Genomic DNA, 18,359 nt, shown 5'->3' with positions numbered 1-18,359 from the left:
CGCGTCTGACGGAACGTTAAACCACCTCTCCGACCAACACCGCCCATGGATTCCCTTCTCGTCTACGGCTCCTACGGCTACACGGGGCGGCTGATCGCGCGCGAGGCCGTCGCCCGAGGGGGGTCGCCCGTCGTCGCGGGCCGCGACGGTCGCGCGGTCGCCGAGCAGGCCGATCGGCTCGGCGTCGAAGGCCGGACGTTCGACCTCGAGTCCGCCGCCCTCGAGTCCCACCTCGCGTCCTTCGACGCCGTTCTCAACTGTGCGGGGCCGTTCGTCGACACCGCCGGACCGCTGGTCGAAGCCTGCCTCGAGACGGGGACGGACTATCTCGACATTACCGGCGAGTTCGCCGCGTTCGAATCGCTCCGCCAACGCGACGCCGCGGCCCGCGAGGCGGGGCTCACGCTCCTACCCGGCGTCGGCTTCGATGTCGTCCCCTCGGACTGTCTGGCGGCGTTTCTCGCCGATCGACTCTCCGATGCCGATCAGTTGTGCCTCGGTGTCAAGGTCGGGGGTGGCCTCTCGCGGGGCACCGCCAAGACGCTCGTCGACCACCTCGGCAGCGGCGGCGTCGTCCGCCGAAACGGGCGGCTCATTCGGGTGCCGACCGCGTTCCGAACGCGCGAAATAGACTTCGGCGACGGTCCCGAACACGCCGTCACGATTCCCTGGGGCGACATCGTCACCGCGGCCCACACTACCGGCATCGAGTCGGTCGAGGTCTACGCCGCCGCGCCGCCGTGGACGACGAAGGGTCTCTCGGCAGTCGACTCGCTGGGGTGGCTCCTCGAGCGCCGATCCGTCGAGCGGCTCCTCGAGTGGGTGATCGACGCCCGCCTCGACGGCCCGGACGAACGCGAACTCGCGACCGGCAGCGCCGTCGTCTGGGGCGAAGCCACCGATCGAGCCACCGGCCAACGGGCGCGGGCGCGGCTACGGACGCCGAACCCGTACGCGCTGACCGCCGAGTCGGCGGTGACGGCCGCCGAACGCGTCCTCGGGGATCGCCACCGAATCCCGTCGGGGTTCCAGACTCCGGCATCGGCGTTTGGAAGCGAGTTTGCGCTCGAGCTTGCGGGAACGGAGCGCGAACTGGTAGCGACACCCGATGTGTTCGACGACTCGGACGAGCCGGAACGGGTGGCCACCGAGTCGGAGTGATCGTCGAGCGCCGATTCAGTCGTAACACGTCCGCTCGACGCGCTCGTCGTACAGCCGCGCGAGCCGGTCCGTGACGGAGCCGCCGCCGATCGACTCGCCGTCGAGGGCCGCGATCGGTCGCAGTTCCCACGTCCGATTGGTCAGAAACGCTTCGTCGGCCGCGTGCACGTCCGCGACCTCGTAGTTTCCTTCATGAACCGGAATCTCAGCCACTCGAGCGCACTCGAGTACGAGTTCCCGCGTGATCCCCGGTAGAACCGGACCGTCGGTCGTCGGCGTGTATAACTCCCCATCGCGGACGAAAAACAGGTTGCTCGTCGCGCCCTCCGCGATGGCCCCCTCGAGATCACGGATGAGCGCCTCGTCGGCGTTGTCGCCGAGTTCCGCGCGCGCGAGGATCCCGTTGAGATAGTTGTGGGTCTTCGCCGCGGCCGGCACGGCGTCGTCAGGGATCCGCCGCGTCTCGACCGTCTCGACCGCCGCTGGGTCGTTCCAGACGGGTTCGCCCTCAAGCCCACCCCGGGGGAGCGGTTTCACGTAGACGACCACCGTCGGATCGACCTCGGGATGGGGTGTCAGTTTCCCCGGCTGGACGCCGCGGGTGATCGACAGCCGGACGTAGGCGTCCGCGAGGTCGTTCGCGGCGAGCGTCTCGTCGATCCGACGCCGGAGGTCGTCGGCCGACAGTCCGTGCGCGAGCGAGAGGGCCTCGCAGGTTCGATCCAAGCGCTCGAGATGGCGGTCCCACGCGAAGACCGTCCCGCCGTAGGCCCGCAGCGTCTCGAAGGCGGCGTCGCCGTACCGGAAGCCGCGATCGTCGACGCTGACGGTGGCCTCGCTCGCGGGAACGAGTTCTCCATCGACGTGGTAGAGTCGGTCGTCGGTCATGCGGTGGGCTCGAGTCGGCGTTGTCTCGTCGTGGCACTTGGAGCGGTATCAAGCTACGGGCTTCCGCTCGAGCGCGCCGCCTTCGTCCTGTCTCGGGTAGCGGACTGCGGACTCGTCCGCTACCGCGGCGAGTACTGCGCGATTACCGGCGATGCGGACCTCGAGAGGCCGCTCAGCGCGATGGCAACCGCTCGTGTGGCGACAGATCGACTCGGTTCGGCGCTCTCGAGAGTGGGGTCTCGGTGTGGAGACGGACGGTGAGAACCGGTGATTTCGCGTGGCGTGTCTCGGGAGGTGGCGGTCGTCTGTCCCAGTCTCTGAGACGCCATCGAAGAAGCATCCAAGTTCCAGTCGAGGCAGTCGAACCCAGTGCATGGGTCATCGTATTCAGCTCACTTGATAGGTGGCCGAACGCCGTGATAACTACGTGTGCGAACCTAACGCTGTGCCTTCCATCAGCTAATAGATGTGTTGAGAGAGGCGTGCTGAATACAGGGCGCGAATGTCGCATGAGACCGGGCCCGGTTTGAGAATGTGGTGAGCGCTCAGTACAGCGGAGGTATATCCTATCCAGTAGAGAACAGCAGTCCCCTTCATCAGGAGTAACGGATCATCTCAGTCCAGTTTGATTGTGAACCCCCACTCTCCGTAATCCCCCAGTTGCTCCTCCATTCGATATGTTGTCGGTTCCGGACAGACTCCGTTAAAATTCCCACCAATTCCAGCTACCGCGTATCGGTTTCTAATTGTCTCGTCGGGCTCAAGACTGGTGTGTTGGATACCGTTAGCAGCTACGAAATGCTCGAGACGTGCGCAGCCACGCGAGGTATCCCTCAATTGAGACTCAACCTCCTTTTCCAGCCCGATTACAAGGCGATCGTCCGCTGAATAGACTCGTTGTGGAAATGGCAGGTTTCCGACTCCTCCCCCGTATTCCCACTTAGCGGATTTCTTTCCCCTGTTTGTAACGGCAATATCTAATGTTGGAGCCCGAGTCTCGGTTAATGTCTCCTCGCGTAGGTCGATCTCGAAGGATAGCGGTTCGGGGCCACGGTCCACAGAGACAAGAGACAGAACCATGGGCGTCTCTCTAGCATCAATCGCAAGACAGCCACTCGTAACAGCGAAGCAGGAACCACCAACACCGGCAAGGAACCTCCGACGGTCCATATATTATGAATCGGACTAAAGCAATAAATGTCTTCGGCAAAATAAAAGAGCTGTTTGACTCAGCGCTAAATTCGCACGCGTAGTATGCGGGTTGTTCATTGGCTTCGGCATGAAACAAACAAATTCGTCGTGCTGAACCTATGCTCTATATTCAGCAGGGGGTTTCTGATGCCTATCCGAGAGATAGGCAGCTGCTCCGGTAACGCCTTCGCCTGCACTTATCGCTCGGTCATCGTCCAACCCCGTCCCACTCGAGTGGCTTGGGAAACACTCATTAGCAGGGTTTCTCTTCTCGGTCGGCCCGATCACTCGTCGACTCGAGCCGCGAACCGACAGAAGTTCGCGATCATGCGCTTCCCGAGGGCGAGCGAGATGCCGTCACCGCTGGCCGCGTCGTCGTGCCCCCGTGTGAGGATGCTCTCGGGGTGAAACTGCACGCCGACGTGGGGCTTCTCTCGGTGGCGGACCGCCATCAGGACGCCGCGCTCGTCGGCCGTCCGAGCGGTCTCCTCGAGTGTATCGGGGAGATCGGTGCGGTCGACCGCCAGTGAGTGATACCGGCCGACCTGAAACGTCTCTGGGAGGCCATCGAAAATCCCCTCGCCATCGTGGCCGATCGTCGACGGCTTCCCGTGGACCACCTCAGGCGCGTGGACGACCGGCGCGCCCTCGGCCGCACAGAGCGCCTGATGCCCGAGACAGACCCCGAGGATGGGATACTCGGTCTCGGCGAACAGCGGAATCGAGATCCCGGCCTCCCGTGGGGTCCCCGGCCCCGGCGAGACGACGATTCCCGTCGGCTCGAGGTCGCGGACGCCCTCGAGGTCAATTTCGTCGTTCCGGCGGACGATCACCTCGTCGGCGACCTCCCCCACGTACTGGACCAGATTGTAGACGAACGAATCGTAGTTGTCGATGACGAGCAACCGTTCGCTGCGCTCGCTCGCCGGCTCACGGCTGCCGTGCTTGTCACTCACGGTTCTCACCTCTCTCGGCCTCGAGCCCCAGTTCCGCGCGTTCGCCGAGCGCCTCGTCGACCGCGGTGATGAGCGCGCGGGCCTTGTCTAACGTTTCGTCGTACTCGCGGGCGGGGTCCGAGTCGTGGACGATGCCCGCGCCGACACGGAGGTGGTACTCGTCGGCGTGGCGGACCAGCGTCCGGATGACGATGTTCAGCGTCGCACGGCCGTCGAAGCCGAAGATCCCCACGCTGCCCGTGTAGGGACCACGCCGGGTCGCCTCGAGTTCGTCGATGAGCTCCATCGTCCGCGGCTTGGGCGCGCCGGTGATCGTCCCGCCGGGGAACGTCGCGGCGATGGCGTCGGACAGCGTCGCCTCGGCGCGGAGCCGACCGGTCACGTTCGAGACGAGGTGCATCACCTCGGCGTAGCGGTCGATCCGGCGGTACTCCGAGACGTCGACCGAGCCGTACGCACAGACCTTCCCGAGGTCGTTGCGCTCGAGGTCGACCAGCATCGCGTGCTCGGCGCGCTCTTTCTCGTCGGTCAGCAGGTCGTCCTCGAGCGCGGCGTCTTCCGCGGGCGTCTCGCCGCGCGGTCGGGTGCCGGCGATGGGTTCGGTTCGGACGAAGTCGCCGTCGCGCTCGAGCAGGAGTTCCGGGCTTGCACTCACCAGATCCGCCGCCCGGAACTCGAGCAGACTGGAGTAGGGTGCCGGATTAACCCGCCGTAGGGCGTCGTAGGCCGCGACGGGGTGGACCGCCGCGGGCGCGACCAGTCGCTGTGAGATGTTGGCCTGAAAGGTGTCGCCCTCGCGGACGTACTCCTTGACTCGGCGCACGCGAGCGGCGAAGGCCGCGCGACCGCAGTCGCTCTCGAAGGTCGCCTCGGGACTCGAGACCGGCGGCTCGCCGACCGCGGGGTCGCCTTCGTGGACCGCCCGGGCGAGCTCAAGCGCCCGGTCCCGGCCGCGCTCGTAGGCCGTCTCGAGGTCGGCGTCCGTCGGGTCCGTCTCGCCGCCACCGACTCGCGGACAGGCCGTGATCCGCAGCGTCACCGCACCGTCGGTCGGCCCCTTCCAGGCGGCAAACCGGTCGTAGACCGCGGTCTCGAGTCGGGGCAGTCCGCGGTCGTCGATGGCGGAATCGGGCAGGTCCTCGAGTTCGCGAGCCACGTCGTAGGAGAGCCAGCCGACGGCTCCACAGGGGTAAGGCACGTCGCACTCGCCGCGGACGAGTCGATCGCCGGCGAGGAGTCCCTCGAGCGCGGTGAGCGTCGGCGACTGCCCGTCGTCGTCCGAGCGCACGACGGCGTCGGCACTGACGGTCAGTCGATCGACGGGATCGACGCCGAAGTAGCCCCAGCCGGGTTGGCCGCCGGTCGTCTCGAGGAAGGCTCCATCGTCGCCGTCGCGGGCTCGACGGTAGGCGAGAAACGGATCGTCGACGGTCGTGCGAACCTCGACCGGAACTCGGCGTCCGGCGCGCGTCGAGACGTCACGGTCGGCCGCCGCGTTACCGTCGTGGCCGCGAGCGGCGGCGCGAAACGAGTCGACCGTCGTGACGACGCGCGGATCGCTCATGTCTCATCGATCGAGACCGGCGGCTAATCCTCTTGCGATTTCGGGCCGCGATGGCCGTCTCCGTTGACGGGGCAAGCGACGTGAACATGACTCGCGGTCGTCTACAGAGCGGAGAATCCGTCGCGAGTAGCCACTCGAGGACGAGTCGGACGGTCGGTTGCGGTCCCGGGTCGCCAAGCGATGCGGATCGGTTATCGGACTTCGGCGCGGTCGATCCAGCCTTGAATGCGCGTCTCGGAGATATCGGTCTGGTCGGCCAGTTCGGCGGCGTCCGCGACGGCGAGTTCGCCGACGGTTTCGACACCTGCACCGGCGAGTCGGTCGGCGTAGGCCGGACCGATGCCCTTGATCGAGTCGACCGGCTCCTGATTGGCCGGCTCTGGTTCGGGCTCGGTGTCGGCCTCGTCTGCGTCCGCTTCGCCCTCGACCGGCCCGTCGGCCGCGCCGACGTCCTCCGCGTCGGCGTCCGGTTCGTCCTCGGGCTCCGTGGGTTCCGTCCCCGCCTCCGCTTCGGCCGCCTCTGTGTCCGTCTCGGCCGTAGGCTCTGCTTCCGCTACGTCGACGTCCCCCACGCCGGCGGCGTCCGGCTCGGGCTCCTCGCCCTGAGAGAGATCAGGCGTCTTTTCCGCCGTCGGTGCTGCGTCGCCCGTCTCTGGGCCGGTCGCTTCCGCCGGTTCAGCGCCCTCCTCCGGGGCGTCCGTCGGCTCCGTCAGCGACTCCGTCGATCCCGCCGCACTCGAACCGCTCGCGGCCGACTGCGGGGGCTCAGCGGCCCGCCCCTCTGTCGGTTCATCCCGATCAGCGCCGGCGGGCGATCCGTTCCCCTCGTCCGTCGACCCTTCCCGTTCGACCGTTACCCCGACCTCTCGAGCGCCTCCGCGCTCCGAGTCCGACCCATCGAATCCCAACAGGGACTTCAGCTTTTGGAGGATTGCCATTATCCCGATGTAGTCGGCTCCGACACTTAAATTCGCCTGATACTGTCGGCGGAACTGCTCGGAGACGCACGCTCGCGATATCGTCAGAGCCGTGAGCGAAGCGCCTCGTTCATCGCTGCGACGGGCGCGTCTCGATCGGTCCAGATCTCGAACGCCTCGACGCCCTGATAGAGCAACATCCACGCGCCGTCGACGGTCGTCGCCCCGGCTGTGGCCGCTTCGCGTAGCAGTTTCGTCTCGAGCGGTTGGTAGACCGCATCGAGGACGGCCAGGTCGTCGTGGAGGGCGTCGGCCGGCACCGGCGAAACGTCCTCTTCCATGCCGACGCTCGTGGCGTTGACCAACACGTCGGCCTCTGGCACCAGCGTCTCGAGTTCCGTGAGGCCGTGACCGGTCGCATGCGGAACGTCCGCGGCCAGTTCGCGGGCCTTCGGCTCGGTCCGGTTAGCGATCGCGACCGTCGCGCCGGCGTCGGCGAGCCCGAACGCGACCGCTCGGCCCGCACCGCCGGCACCGACGACGACCGCTCGCGCCCCCTCGACCGTCACATCGTGATCGCGCAACGCGCGTAGCGCGCCCACGGCGTCGGTGTTGTACCCCGTCGGCGGTCCCGACCCCGAGAAGTCGATCGTGTTGACCGCGCCGATCCGTGTCGCCAGATCTTCGGGGGCGACGATCTTGAGGGCGTCCTGTTTGAACGGGATCGTCACGTTCAGCCCTGCGATGCCGAGCGCGTCGGCTCCGTGGATCGCGTCGGCGATGTCTTCGGGTTCGGGTTCGAACGTGACGTAGCGCGCCTCGAGTCCGAGTTCGTCGTAGGCGGCCTCGTGTAGCGGTGGCGATAGCGAGTGCCCCACCGGGTTGCCGAGGAGCCCGTATACGTCCATAGCCATCGGTTCCTGTTCTTCGGTGCGGGAAGACTATAATCGGTCTGGCTTCGGCAGGGATCGACTGTCGGAGTGGCCTCTCAGACAGGTTCGATAGGCCGGAGCAATAACGATCGGCGATGCGGCGGCTTCGGTCGACAGCGATCAGTCGTGGCCGTCGGTCGCGGTCGACGACGAACCGACGGGATTCGTGAGTTCTCGCGGTGACGTCTCCTCGCTGCTCGAGCATCCAGCGCGCGGTCGTGCCAGCATCCACGACATGTTGCCGCTGTCCGTGGCTGACTCGGCCGCGCCCGTCTCGTCGCTCGTCGTCTCGTCCGAATCACGTTGGTCCTCGGCCGTGTCGTCTCCCCGTCCGGACCGCCGTTTGAATCCGGAAACGTCGGCGAGCAGCCCCTCGAGCAGCCAGTCGGCTTCCCACTGGGGTGCGTCGGTGGCGAGCGCGACGCGACGAGCGTTGCGGTCGTATTCGACGAGGCCGGCGTCGGCCAGTGCGGGGAGGTGCTCGTGGACGATCGACGTGGTGGTGTGTGCCTCATCCGCGGAGTTCGCGTCGGCAGTGTCCGTTTCGCCGGTCGCCTCTCGAGTGGCGACCGCTGTGGCGAGTTCCGAGACGGAAATCGCTCCGTGTCGCGTCGCGAGGACGGCACAGACCGCTCGGCGACGCGGCGCGCGAAGCGCTTGCAGCGTTCGGTTCAGCGTCTCCTCGTCCGCGGGGAACGATTCGCCGGTTGGATCCTCGAGTACGGTCTGGACCCAGTCGGCCTCGAGAATCGGGTGGTCGTCGAGCCCGACTATCGTCGTGTCGCCGCGAGATTCTCGAGTCAGAAGCCCGAGATCGACCAGTCGCGGGACGTGGAGATGATACAGGGCGGTCTGCGTCTGCTCGCACTGATCATCGGTGACGATGGGACAGCCGTGCTCCGTGGTCGCGACCTCCGTCGCGAGCGTCCCGACCGATAGGCGCCCCATCTGCGACGAGCGGTCCGACGCTGTGTCCGCTCGCTCGCGTAGTGTGGCGAGCAGGTATCGTCGCCGCGGCTTCGCGAGGACGGCTATTGCGGTCGTCGTGTCTGACGCCGGGGATGAACTCATTGTCCGATAGAGCCACTGGGCGGGGGAAAGAACTGTACCAGCATGCTCTGGTATCGCCGGGTAGTCGTCAGTCGGCTGCTCGGAAGTACGCCGAGAGGAGCTTTGCAAGCGCGACCCGGAGGTGCTGGTGGAACGTTTGGCGGGCGATTCCGAGCCGGTCGGCAATCTCGCCGGCGTCGCTGTCTCGCGTCGGCCACTCGAAGTAGCCGCCGTGGTAGGCCGCCTCGAGGGCCAACTGCTGTTTCTCGGTCAGGGACGACTCGACGCGCTGCCGGAAATCGCCCCACGTTTCGACCGGTCGGTCGACGCTTCGCTTCGAGACGAGCCTCGTGTCAGGGTAGGCCGACGTGACCGCGTCGAGGAGTTCGCGCAGGTCCGCGTCGGGGCTCACCTGAACCGTGAGCGTCCCGGCACCGTCACGAACGGTCTCCGACTGCAGTCGCGCGCCGTGCTCGGCGAGCAGTTCGGTGATCGTCGCCCCGCGAACGACGACCTCCCAGTAGCTCTCCCCGTCGGTCGCGTCGATCAATCGAAACTCCGTGATCGCCTCGTCGTCGGTCGCCGCCTCCCGGATCCGCTCGGGGGTGGCATCGGAGACGGTGAGGTAGTAGACGAACACCTCGTCGGTCAGCGGGAGCACGTGATCGACCGATAGCGTACAGCCGGTGCGCTCGGACATGCGAATGCAGGTGTCCTCTCGGGCGGTCAACTCGAGCTCGAGTTCGACGACGGTGTCCATATAGAGGAGCCGTCGGACGGCCATCGCGTTGATCGCGTGGCCGATCGTGCCGCCAAACTCCTGTAAGACCTCGCGCTCGCGGTCGGCGAACGCCGCCGGCTCGTCGGCTCCGATCACGAGCGCGCCGAGCGGCCGATCGGTCGCGACGATGGGAACGACCGCGACCGCGTCATAGTCACGGTCGCGGGCATCGCTTCGCCAGTCGTCGACGGGGCTCTCTCGGAGGTCCCGGTACCGCTGGACGGTTCGCGTTCCGAACGGTGACGCTCCCGATACGTCGGCCGGCGGATCGACGAACGACGCGAGCACGTCGTCGGCCGCTAGTTCGTCGATTCCGGCTCGGGCCTCGGGCTCCCAGGTGTACCCCTCGGCCGTCGCGGTGGACGCTGCCCGCCCGATGACTGCGAACCGGTAGGCGTCGGCGGCGGCGAACTCCTCGACGACCGCTGTCTCGATCTCCTCACGAGTTTCCGCGCCGACCATCGTCTCGTCGATCGCCCGAACGACCGCGTTGAGCCGCTCGAGGCGCTCGAGTTCTCGCTCGCGTGCTTTGCGCTCACTGATATTGCGGCCGACGCCGGTAAAACCGAGGACGGTGCCGTCGTCGGCCGTGATCCGGGCGCTGTTGAACTCGTAGGGGATTCGCTGTCCGTCGTCGGCGAGCACCCGTCCCTCGGCGGTCACCCGCTCGCCCTCCGCTAAGATGCGCTCGATCGCCTCGCCGATGCGGTCGCGGTCTTCCGGTGCGATGAACGTGAGCGGGTCTACATCGGTGGATTCATCCGGGTCGTAGCCGGTCGCGCGCTCGAACCGCTCGTTCCACTGGAGCAGATTCCCCTTGACGTCGTAGGCGTAGAGCACGTCCGGCTGTGCCGTGAGGATGCTCTCGATTAACGCCTTCTCCTCGCGAAGCGCCTGCTCGCGCGCCTTCCGGTCGCTGATGTCACGACCAGTGCCCGTAAAGCCGAGAACGGTGCCGTCGTCGTCGGTGATCCGGGCGCTGTTGAGTTCGTAGGGGATCCGGCGCCCGTCTTTCGTGAGGAGTCTGGCTTCGGCTGTGACGCGCTCGTTCTCCTCGAGAACGCGGTGAACTGCCTCGGCAATACGCTCGCGGTCCTCCGGCGCGACGAACTCGGTCGGGGTCATCCCGGCCAGTTCCGCCTCGGTGTATCCCGTCACCGCCGGCACTCGGTCGTTCCACTCGAGGTAGTTCTCCTCCGTATCGAACGCGTAGACGATGTCCGGTTGCGCCTCGAAGATGTGCTCTGCGAAGGCTTTCTCTTCGCGGAGTTCCCGCTCCCGGTCGCGTTCCTCGGTGCGGTCGTGGACGACCCAGAGGTAGCCTCGCAGGTCGCTCTCCGTGACCGCCCCATCGCCGGCGAGTTCACCGTCGAGACCAATCGGGGCGACGACCTCGTGGACCCAGAACCGGCTCCCGTCCCGCCTGACCCGCCAGCCGTCGGTCTCGGTCCGGCCGTCCGTCCGCGCCTGCTCGAGGAGCCGCTCTGGGCGGCCGGATTCGCGGTCTGCCGGCGGGAAGAACGTTCGGTAGTGTGTGCCGAGGATCGTCTCCTCGCCGTACCCCGTAAGCCGTTGGGCTCCGTCGTTCCAGTCGGCGACGGCTCCGTCGGGGCCAAGCGGCGCGACGGCGCAGTCACTGCTAAGGTCGCTCAACTCCGCGGGCTCGAGACCGATATCGTCTGCCATCCCGCTTTCGGTGTCCCCCTGTGCTGCCGATGACTTCCCGCGTTTCGGCGGTCTATCGCTCATCGATCGGTGGCCTATCCGTATTCGGTATGCGTTACTGCCACATACGAAAAGCTACGGGTGGCAAGCGCTACGCGTGTTCGCCGCTTCGGTGTCGAGGAGAGAGCCGCCGCGAACCGGCGCCGTTAACGCCCTCAAAACGCGACCACGAGTATGACCACGCTCGCGATCGTCGAGAGCCGCGCCGACCGCGCATCGGAGCACATCTGCGAAAAGCTCCGCGAGCACGCGGACTGGGGGCGACACACGGACGAGACCCGGCCGGCGGCCGACGGCGGCGATACCTACTATCGGACCGACGGTGCCGAACTCCGCTCGTTCGACGACCTGCATATCGACCTCAAGCGCCCCGCCGACGCCTTCGACTGCGACCCCGACCTGCTCGTCTTCGCCTCACGACACTCAGGTGATACCGGGCCGTTGCTGACCGGCCATTTCACGGGCAACGTCGGCCCGGCCGAGTTCGGCGGCGAGCCCGACGCGCTGGCCGACGCCGCGCCCAACGCCGTGGCCCGCCTGCTCGAGGCCTTCGACGAGTACGCGCCCGAGGAGTACGACGTGGGCATGGAGTGTACCCACCACGGCCCGACCGACGTGGGCTGTCCCTCGCTGTTTGCCGAACTCGGCAGCGGCGATGAGCAGTGGGACGACCCCGCCGGGGCCGCGGCCGTCGCTCGCGCCATCCTCGACCTACGGGGTGTGGACCCCCACCGAGACAGACAGATCGTCGGCTTCGGCGGCAACCACTACGCCCCGCGATTCGAGCGGGTCGTCCGCGAGACGCCGTGGGCGGTCGGCCACGTCGCGGCCGACTGGGCGCTCGAGGCAATGGGGCACCCGACCGCCCACCGCGACGTCCTCGAGCGGGCCTTCGAGGCCAGCGACGCCGAGATCGCGCTGCTGGACGGCGACTGGCCGGTCCTCGAAGAGACCCTCGAGTCGATGGACTGTCGGATCGTCAGCGAGACGTGGCTGCGCGAAGCGGGCGACTGCCCGCTCGACCTCGTCGATACGGTCGAGTCCGAACTGGGCGCGATCGACGACGGGATCCGCTTTGGCGATCGGCTCGCCGACTCGATTACGGTCGTCGACCTCCCGACGGAACTCGTCACGACCGCGGAGGGGATCGACCACGAACGCGTTCGAACCGTCGTCGAAGCACACACCGTCGCGTTTACCACCGAGAACGGCGGGAGTCGCGTCGGCTCACGGGCCGCGGTGCCCGCGACCGACGTCGAGAGCGGGACCAGCGCTGACGGCGACTCGAGCGGCCCTCGGGCGGCGATCGTCGAGAAACTGGCCGCGATCCTCGAGTCGAAGTTCAACGATGTTCGGCTTGAGGACGACGCCGTCGTCGCGGAGGAGGTCGCCTTCGATCCCACACTCGCACGCGAGGCCGGCGTTCCGGAGGGACCGAAGTTCGGCGCGCTCGCCGAAGGCGAGGCCGTCACAGTCGATGAGGAAACAGTCAATCCTGAGAGGGTTCGGACCGAGCGGACGCGTCGATTTCCGTTCTGACCAACCCGGCGGTCGACAGTAGTAGACATTTACTCCGCGCCGCATCGCGAATTTCCCGTTTCCGACCCCGGACACGTAATATTCTATTAACGTGTCGGACAGACGGCTGACGTGTAGGGGAAAGGTAATTATGCTCCATCTTTTAGACAGGGCCAAGAATGGACTCTATCATCGACGACGCGATCGACGAGGCCGAGAACGGGGACCCCGCCGGGGTTCCCGACGGCGCTCCGGGAGCGGGGCAGTCGCCCGAGGGCGACGCCGGCCGACAGACGGGGACGATGACCGACGACGAACTCGAGGACGTGCTTCAGGACCTCCAGACCGACATCACGGTCGTCGGCTGTGGCGGTGCCGGCGGCAACACGATCAACCGCATGCACGAGGAGGGAATCCACGGCGCGAAACTCGTCGCCGCCAACACCGACGTCCAGCACCTCGTCGAGATCGAGGCCGACACCAAGATCCTCATGGGCGAGGAAAAGACCGGCGGCCGCGGAGCAGGATCGCTCCCGCAGGTCGGCGAGGAAGCCGCCCTCGAGAGCCAACAGGACATCTACGACGCCATCGACGGCTCCGATATGGTCTTCGTCACGGCCGGCCTCGGCGGCGGCACCGGCACCGGTTCGGCCCCCGTCGTCGCCAAGGCCGCTCGCGAGGCCGGCGCACTAACGATTTCGATCGTCACGACGCCCTTTACCGCGGAGGGAGAGGTCCGACGGACCAACGCTGAGGCCGGCCTCGAGCGCCTGCGCGATGTCTCGGACACCGTCATCGTCGTTCCCAACGACCGCCTGCTCGATTCGGTCGGCAAACTGCCCGTCCGTCAGGCGTTCAAGGTCAGCGACGAGGTGTTGATGCGGTCGGTCAAGGGCATCACGGAACTCATCACGAAACCCGGCCTCGTCAATCTGGACTTCGCCGACGTTCGCACCGTCATGGAACGCGGTGGCGTCGCCATGATCGGCCTCGGCGAAGCCGACTCCGAAGCGAAGGCCGAAGACTCGGTCAAGACTGCACTGCGCTCGCCGCTGCTCGACGTCGACATTTCCGGCGCGAGTTCCGCGCTCGTCAACGTCACCGGCGGCAACGACATGGCCATCGAGGAGGCCGAAGGCGTCGTCGAAGAGATCTACGACCGAATCGATCCCGACGCCCGCATCATCTGGGGGACCTCGATCGACGAGAGCCTCGAGGGCAGTATGCGGACGATGATCGTCGTCACCGGCGTCCAGTCACCCCAGATCTACGGCCGCCCCGACGGCGAGGAGGCCGTCCAGCCCGAAGCACCCGCACAGGGCGACGACATCGATTTCGTCGACTGATCGTCTCGTCGACGGTTCGAGTCCACTTCGAATCCGCCCGGTTCCGTCTTCTCGATACCGCCCAGCGAGCCGCGGCTCAACAGATCGGCTTCGGATCGAGGCCGAGTTCGTCCAGCGACGCCGCGTAGTCGTCGTAGGCGACGCCGATCACGGCCTCCGCGGCCGACCGAGCGCGTTCCCAATCCTCGGTGTCGTCACAGCCGTCCTCGAGCACCGCAAGCGCTTGATCCCCCTGCGCCGTCGTCTCGCGTCGCAGGTCCCGAAACGCGTCGGCCCGTCGCTCGTCGCCTTCGTTGACGAAGAAGTTCACCACCTGGAGGTGTGTCCGGTCGCCGACCAGCGACCGCCCGACGACGCCGCCGAGGCGCTCCGCCGTCGTCTCGAGCGCTCGAAGCCGCTCGTGCATCGCTCCGCCGTCCGCGTCGTCGGCCTCGTAATCGCCCTCGAGCAGCGCCGCGACTCGCTCGTAGTGGTCGCGCTCCTGGTCTCGAAACGCGGCGAACGCGTCACGTGCGTCCTCGCGGTCCTCGTCGTCCGCCCACGCCTCGAAGGTGTCCGCGGCGGCGCGTTCGCCGTCCGCGGCGGCCCGTAGTACGCGATCGATGGTCAGGTCCGCATTCGTTCGAGCCACGAGGAGCTTCGAGGAGCCGAGGCGCTCGAGTTCGGTTGCCATCGATTCCTCGACCGCGGGCCGGACGTCGTCGGCGTTCATAGCGGCTCGACACCGGCGGGCATGTTGAACCTTGGCGGTGCTCCGGACAGCGACCGGACGGCGGGGCGCGGCTTTACCCGCATCGGGCGCGTACTCATCGCCATGACCGACCGGAGCGACGACGCCGACCGCGCGAGCGACAACGGGGGTGCGAGCGACAACGGAGCGTCGATCGCGCCCGCGGCGCTTGTCGACCGGCTGCGGGCCGGCGACGACCTGACCGTCCTCGACGTCCGCGACCGCGACGAGTTCGAGCGCTGGCACCTCGAGGGCGAGGGCATCGAGGCCGTCCAAGTTCCGCACGTGCGGTTCATCCAGGCCGAAGCGACGGGCGGTGTCGACGATCTCGTGGCGGATCTCGACGACCCGATCCTCGCGGTCTGTGGCCACGGCGAGGCGAGCGCCCACGCCGTCGGCCTCCTCCGGGACACGGGCGTCGAGGCGTACAATCTCGCCGGCGGGATGGACGCCTGGGCCGACCTGTACCTCGCCCGCGAACTCGAGACGGACGCGCCCGCGACGCTTTTGCAGTATGACCGGCCCTCGAGCGGCTGTCTCGCCTATCTAGTTGTCAGCGGCGACGAGGCCGCGGTGATCGATCCACTGCGGGCGTTCGCAAATCGATACGTCGCAGCTGCCGCCGACCGCGGTGCCGAACTCTCCTACGCGGTCGACACGCACGTCCACGCCGATCACGTCAGCGGCGTCCGCGACCTCGCTGCGCGAACCGACGCCGAAGCGGTGGTCCCCGAGGGCGCTCGCGACCGCGGCCTCGCGTTCGACGCCCGGACGCTCGTAGACACCGCGGAACGGGGTTCCGCGAGCCCTGCCTCGCACGCTCGGCCGGACGGCGACGAACTCCGCGTCGGTGAGGCGACATTGACCGCGATGGCCACGCCGGGACATACGACCGAATCGCTCTCGTACCGACTAGGAGACGTGCTGTTCACCGGCGATACGCTGTTCCTCGAGGGCGTCGGCCGGCCGGACCTCGAAGGTGGACGTGACGAGGCACCGGCCGCCGCACGTCGGTTGTACGAAAGTCTGCAAAAGCAGCTCCTCGAGCAGTCAGACGAGACGACCATCGCACCGGGCCACTACAGCGACGCCGCCGACCCGCGGGCCGACGGGACCTACGCCGTCCGACTCGGCGACCTTCGCGGCCGGCTTCCGGCGCTCTCGATGCGCAAAGACGAGTTCGTCGACCGCGCTACGAGCGACCTCCCGCCGCGGCCGGCCAACGACGAGCGGATCGTGGCGGTGAACCTCGGCCGCGAGGACGTCGACGAGGAGACCGCGTTCGAACTTGAACTCGGGCCGAACAACTGTGCGGTCGCGGACTGACGGCGACGCGAACGAACCGAAGAGGACTCGAAAATGCGGACGCCGGTGTGCTCAGTCGTCGGCGACCGCGCCGTCGCTCGCGCCGCCCGCGAGATCGCCATCGATGCTCGACGGGTACGTCCCGCGCTCGAGTTTCAGGTCCGACTGCGGGCGCGCCATACACGTCAGCGCGTACCGCTCGGCTTCCTCCTCTGTTAGCCCGCGAGCGGCGGGCTGGGTGACCTCTCCCTCGAGGATCTCTGCCGAACACGCCAGACACATCCCGACCCGGCAGGAGTACTCCTGGGCGATGCCCTCCTCGAGGCAGCGGCTGAGAATCGTCTCCTTGTCGGTGCAGGTGATCGTCTCACCCGTCCCGACGAACTCGATGGTGTACTCCGTCATACACCTCGGTACGGATGACCTGCCTAAAACGTTTTATGTGCCACGACCTGTCCGGTTCGATCGGCACCTGATACGGACGAATGCCTCCGGCGGCGCGGCGAATATCGCGCATCGACCATAAAACGTTTTCTTACCGCGGTGTCCACAGTATTGATATGAGTACGCAGGAGCAGTCGGCCACCACGACGACCCGGACCCAGTCGCCGGACGCGGTCGTCGTCGGGGCCGGTACCGCAGGGTGCTACGCCGCAGCGACCGTCGCGCAGGCGGGGTACGACGTCGTCATTCTCGAGCGCAAATCCGAGGCCGAAGCGGGTCACATCGCCTGCGGGGACGCGTTGAAGGGTGCCGACGCCTTCCCCGAAGCGATCCCAAAATCGAAACTCGAGCCCGCCTTTACGAACACGGGTGTCGACCACGGCCGCTTCGAGATTCCGCAGGAGGACACGGTCCTCGAAATCCCGGTGCCGGGCGAACTCGCCGTCATCGACCGCTGGGAGTACGGTCGGCGCATCATCGAGGGCGCGGGCGACACCGGCGTCGACTTCCACTACGATACCGTCGTCAAGAACGTCGTGCAGGCCGATGACGGCCGCGTCACGGGCGTCGAGGCGATTCGAACGGGCGACCCGATCGAGTACGAGTCCGACATCGTCATCGACGCCGCGGGCTCGCTTTCTATCCTGCAGGATAACGTCGACTTCTCCGACTCCACGTTCGATACGAACGTCAACTACAGCCACTTTTGCTCGGCCTACCGCGAGATCGTCCACGTCGACGAACCCGTCGAGTGGTCGGACGCGCTCGTCTTCAAGCCGACCGAGCGGGCCGCTGGCTACCTCTGGTATTTCCCGCGCACCGAGACGGAGATCAACGCCGGGCTGGGCTTTCAGATGACCGAAGAACCCATGCAACTGGTCGACGACTTAAAGCACGACCTCCAGAATCGCCCCGAGTTCGCCGGCGCGGAGGTCGAGGACAAACTCGGCGCGGCCCTGCCCACCCGCCGCCCGTACGACTCCGCCGTTCATCCGGGTTACATGGCCGTCGGTGACGCCGCCGGACACGTCAACCCCACCACCGGCGGCGGCATCGCCGGCGCGGCCTACGCCGGCAAGTACGCTGCCGAGCAGGCGATCGAAGCGCTCGAGACCGGCGACTACGGCGAAGCCACCTTCTGGAAATACAACGAGCGCGTGATGGATCACTTCGGCGCGCGCTACGCCGCGCTCGACGTCTACAACATCCTCTCGACGGCCGTCGACGTTGACGACCTCATGGGCCTGCTCGCCGCAATGCCCGGCGACAAGCTCGCCGAGGCGCTGTACTCGGGCAGCACGAACATCGGGCTCAAACTCAAGCTCGAGGCGCTACTCAAGAGCCGCGGCCACTGGGGAACCATCTGGAATCTCTACCAGACCAAGCGCCGGGCCGACGAACTGCTCTCGCACTACGAAAACTACCCGACCAGCCCCGAGGGACTGGCCGGCTGGCAGGATCGGCGCGATCGGTTGATGGAGAAGGTCTACGAGACGACCGGAGCCGACCCGAAGTACTAGAACCAAACGGTTGCTCTGTCGTTCGGAAGACGCTACGCGTCTTCCGTGATGACGAAAGGCGCTTCGCGCCTTTCGAACCACGTACGGTCGCTTCGCGACCGCACTCGGCAAACCGTTGCTGAAAAGCACTCCTCCCTCCCCTGGCTCGCGGCGTTACCGCTCGCCTCGCCGCGGCGCGTCGCGCCGCGCTTTCCGGGTCGGTCGTCGGCCCGCTCGCTCACCCTTCGGGTTCGCTCGCAGTGTGTGTCGGTGAACTGCCTGCCCTCCCCTGAGTCGCGGGCTCCTTGCGATGCTCGGAGCCCGCTCCCGGCCACTTCCGCTCGAGAGTAGT

The 18,359-nt window shown here is 66.9% G+C and carries 15 protein-coding genes; 5 read left to right on the top strand and 10 right to left on the bottom strand.

Features of this window, described 5'->3' with window-relative positions; genetic code table 11:
• Positions 1 to 45 precede the first annotated feature (45 nt).
• The gene (locus tag ACJ70B_RS05915) at positions 46 to 1,161 is read left to right on the top strand and encodes a saccharopine dehydrogenase family protein (protein WP_408959489.1); all 1,116 of its coding nucleotides are present in this window, start codon (positions 46 to 48) and stop codon (positions 1,159 to 1,161) included.
• 15 nt (positions 1,162 to 1,176) lie between these two features.
• On the opposite strand, the gene ACJ70B_RS05910 is transcribed toward ACJ70B_RS05915, so the two are convergent.
• From ACJ70B_RS05910 to ACJ70B_RS05875, 8 genes are all read right to left on the bottom strand, one after another.
• On the bottom strand, positions 1,177 to 2,049 hold the full coding sequence (locus tag ACJ70B_RS05910) for an aminotransferase class IV (RefSeq protein WP_408959488.1): 873 nt from the start codon (positions 2,047 to 2,049) through the stop codon (positions 1,177 to 1,179).
• A gap of 615 nt (positions 2,050 to 2,664) precedes the next feature.
• Positions 2,665 to 3,219 (bottom strand): hypothetical protein, encoded by a 555-nt coding sequence (locus ACJ70B_RS05905; RefSeq protein ID WP_408959487.1) that lies wholly within the window; start codon positions 3,217 to 3,219, stop codon positions 2,665 to 2,667.
• A gap of 305 nt (positions 3,220 to 3,524) precedes the next feature.
• Positions 3,525 to 4,196 carry an anthranilate synthase component II gene (locus ACJ70B_RS05900; RefSeq protein ID WP_408959486.1) on the bottom strand — a complete coding sequence of 224 codons (672 nt, stop codon included), beginning with the start codon at positions 4,194 to 4,196 and terminating at the stop codon, positions 3,525 to 3,527.
• The gene (gene pabB / locus ACJ70B_RS05895; protein WP_408959485.1) at positions 4,189 to 5,760 is read right to left on the bottom strand and encodes an aminodeoxychorismate synthase, component I; all 1,572 of its coding nucleotides are present in this window, start codon (positions 5,758 to 5,760) and stop codon (positions 4,189 to 4,191) included. The genes ACJ70B_RS05900 and pabB overlap by 8 nt, the downstream gene beginning before the upstream one ends.
• 191 nt (positions 5,761 to 5,951) lie before the next feature.
• Positions 5,952 to 6,698 (bottom strand): helix-hairpin-helix domain-containing protein, encoded by a 747-nt coding sequence (locus ACJ70B_RS05890; protein WP_408959484.1) that lies wholly within the window; start codon positions 6,696 to 6,698, stop codon positions 5,952 to 5,954.
• A gap of 83 nt (positions 6,699 to 6,781) precedes the next feature.
• Entirely contained in the window at positions 6,782 to 7,585 is an 804-nt protein-coding gene (locus tag ACJ70B_RS05885; protein WP_408960080.1) for a shikimate dehydrogenase, read from the bottom strand.
• 144 nt (positions 7,586 to 7,729) lie between these two features.
• Positions 7,730 to 8,680, bottom strand: coding sequence for a hypothetical protein (locus tag ACJ70B_RS05880; RefSeq protein ID WP_408959483.1), 951 nt, complete (start codon positions 8,678 to 8,680; stop codon positions 7,730 to 7,732).
• 67 nt (positions 8,681 to 8,747) lie between these two features.
• Complete coding sequence (locus ACJ70B_RS05875) at positions 8,748 to 11,189, bottom strand: PAS domain S-box protein (protein WP_408959482.1); 2,442 nt, start codon at positions 11,187 to 11,189, stop codon at positions 8,748 to 8,750.
• A gap of 150 nt (positions 11,190 to 11,339) precedes the next feature.
• Here ACJ70B_RS05875 and ACJ70B_RS05870 point away from each other — a divergent pair, with 150 nt between their 5' ends.
• Positions 11,340 to 12,704, top strand: coding sequence for a D-aminoacyl-tRNA deacylase (locus tag ACJ70B_RS05870; RefSeq protein ID WP_408959481.1), 1,365 nt, complete (start codon positions 11,340 to 11,342; stop codon positions 12,702 to 12,704).
• Between the two features lie 158 nt (positions 12,705 to 12,862).
• Positions 12,863 to 14,029, top strand: a complete 1,167-nt coding sequence (gene ftsZ / locus ACJ70B_RS05865; RefSeq protein ID WP_408959480.1) for a cell division protein FtsZ — start codon at positions 12,863 to 12,865, stop codon at positions 14,027 to 14,029.
• 76 nt (positions 14,030 to 14,105) lie between these two features.
• Here the strand turns inward: ftsZ and ACJ70B_RS05860 are convergent, their stop codons facing one another.
• The gene (locus tag ACJ70B_RS05860; RefSeq protein WP_408959479.1) at positions 14,106 to 14,741 is read right to left on the bottom strand and encodes a rubrerythrin family protein; all 636 of its coding nucleotides are present in this window, start codon (positions 14,739 to 14,741) and stop codon (positions 14,106 to 14,108) included.
• Between the two features lie 102 nt (positions 14,742 to 14,843).
• On the opposite strand from ACJ70B_RS05860, the gene ACJ70B_RS05855 reads away from it, so the two are divergent.
• Positions 14,844 to 16,085, top strand: a complete 1,242-nt coding sequence (locus tag ACJ70B_RS05855; RefSeq protein WP_408959478.1) for an MBL fold metallo-hydrolase — start codon at positions 14,844 to 14,846, stop codon at positions 16,083 to 16,085.
• 51 nt (positions 16,086 to 16,136) lie between these two features.
• Here the strand turns inward: ACJ70B_RS05855 and ACJ70B_RS05850 are convergent, their stop codons facing one another.
• Positions 16,137 to 16,469, bottom strand: a complete 333-nt coding sequence (locus ACJ70B_RS05850) for a 2Fe-2S iron-sulfur cluster-binding protein (RefSeq protein WP_408959477.1) — start codon at positions 16,467 to 16,469, stop codon at positions 16,137 to 16,139.
• 155 nt (positions 16,470 to 16,624) lie between these two features.
• On the opposite strand from ACJ70B_RS05850, the gene ACJ70B_RS05845 reads away from it, so the two are divergent.
• Positions 16,625 to 18,028 carry a geranylgeranyl reductase family protein gene (locus ACJ70B_RS05845; RefSeq protein ID WP_408959476.1) on the top strand — a complete coding sequence of 468 codons (1,404 nt, stop codon included), beginning with the start codon at positions 16,625 to 16,627 and terminating at the stop codon, positions 18,026 to 18,028.
• The last annotated feature ends 331 nt before the right edge of the window (positions 18,029 to 18,359 follow it).

The organism is Natrinema sp. 74, assembly GCF_046097095.1.
In the GTDB taxonomy this organism is placed as follows: domain Archaea; phylum Halobacteriota; class Halobacteria; order Halobacteriales; family Natrialbaceae; genus Natrinema.
The sequence above is the reverse complement of the archived record's forward strand: the minus strand, read 5'-3'. Positions and strand labels throughout refer to the sequence as shown.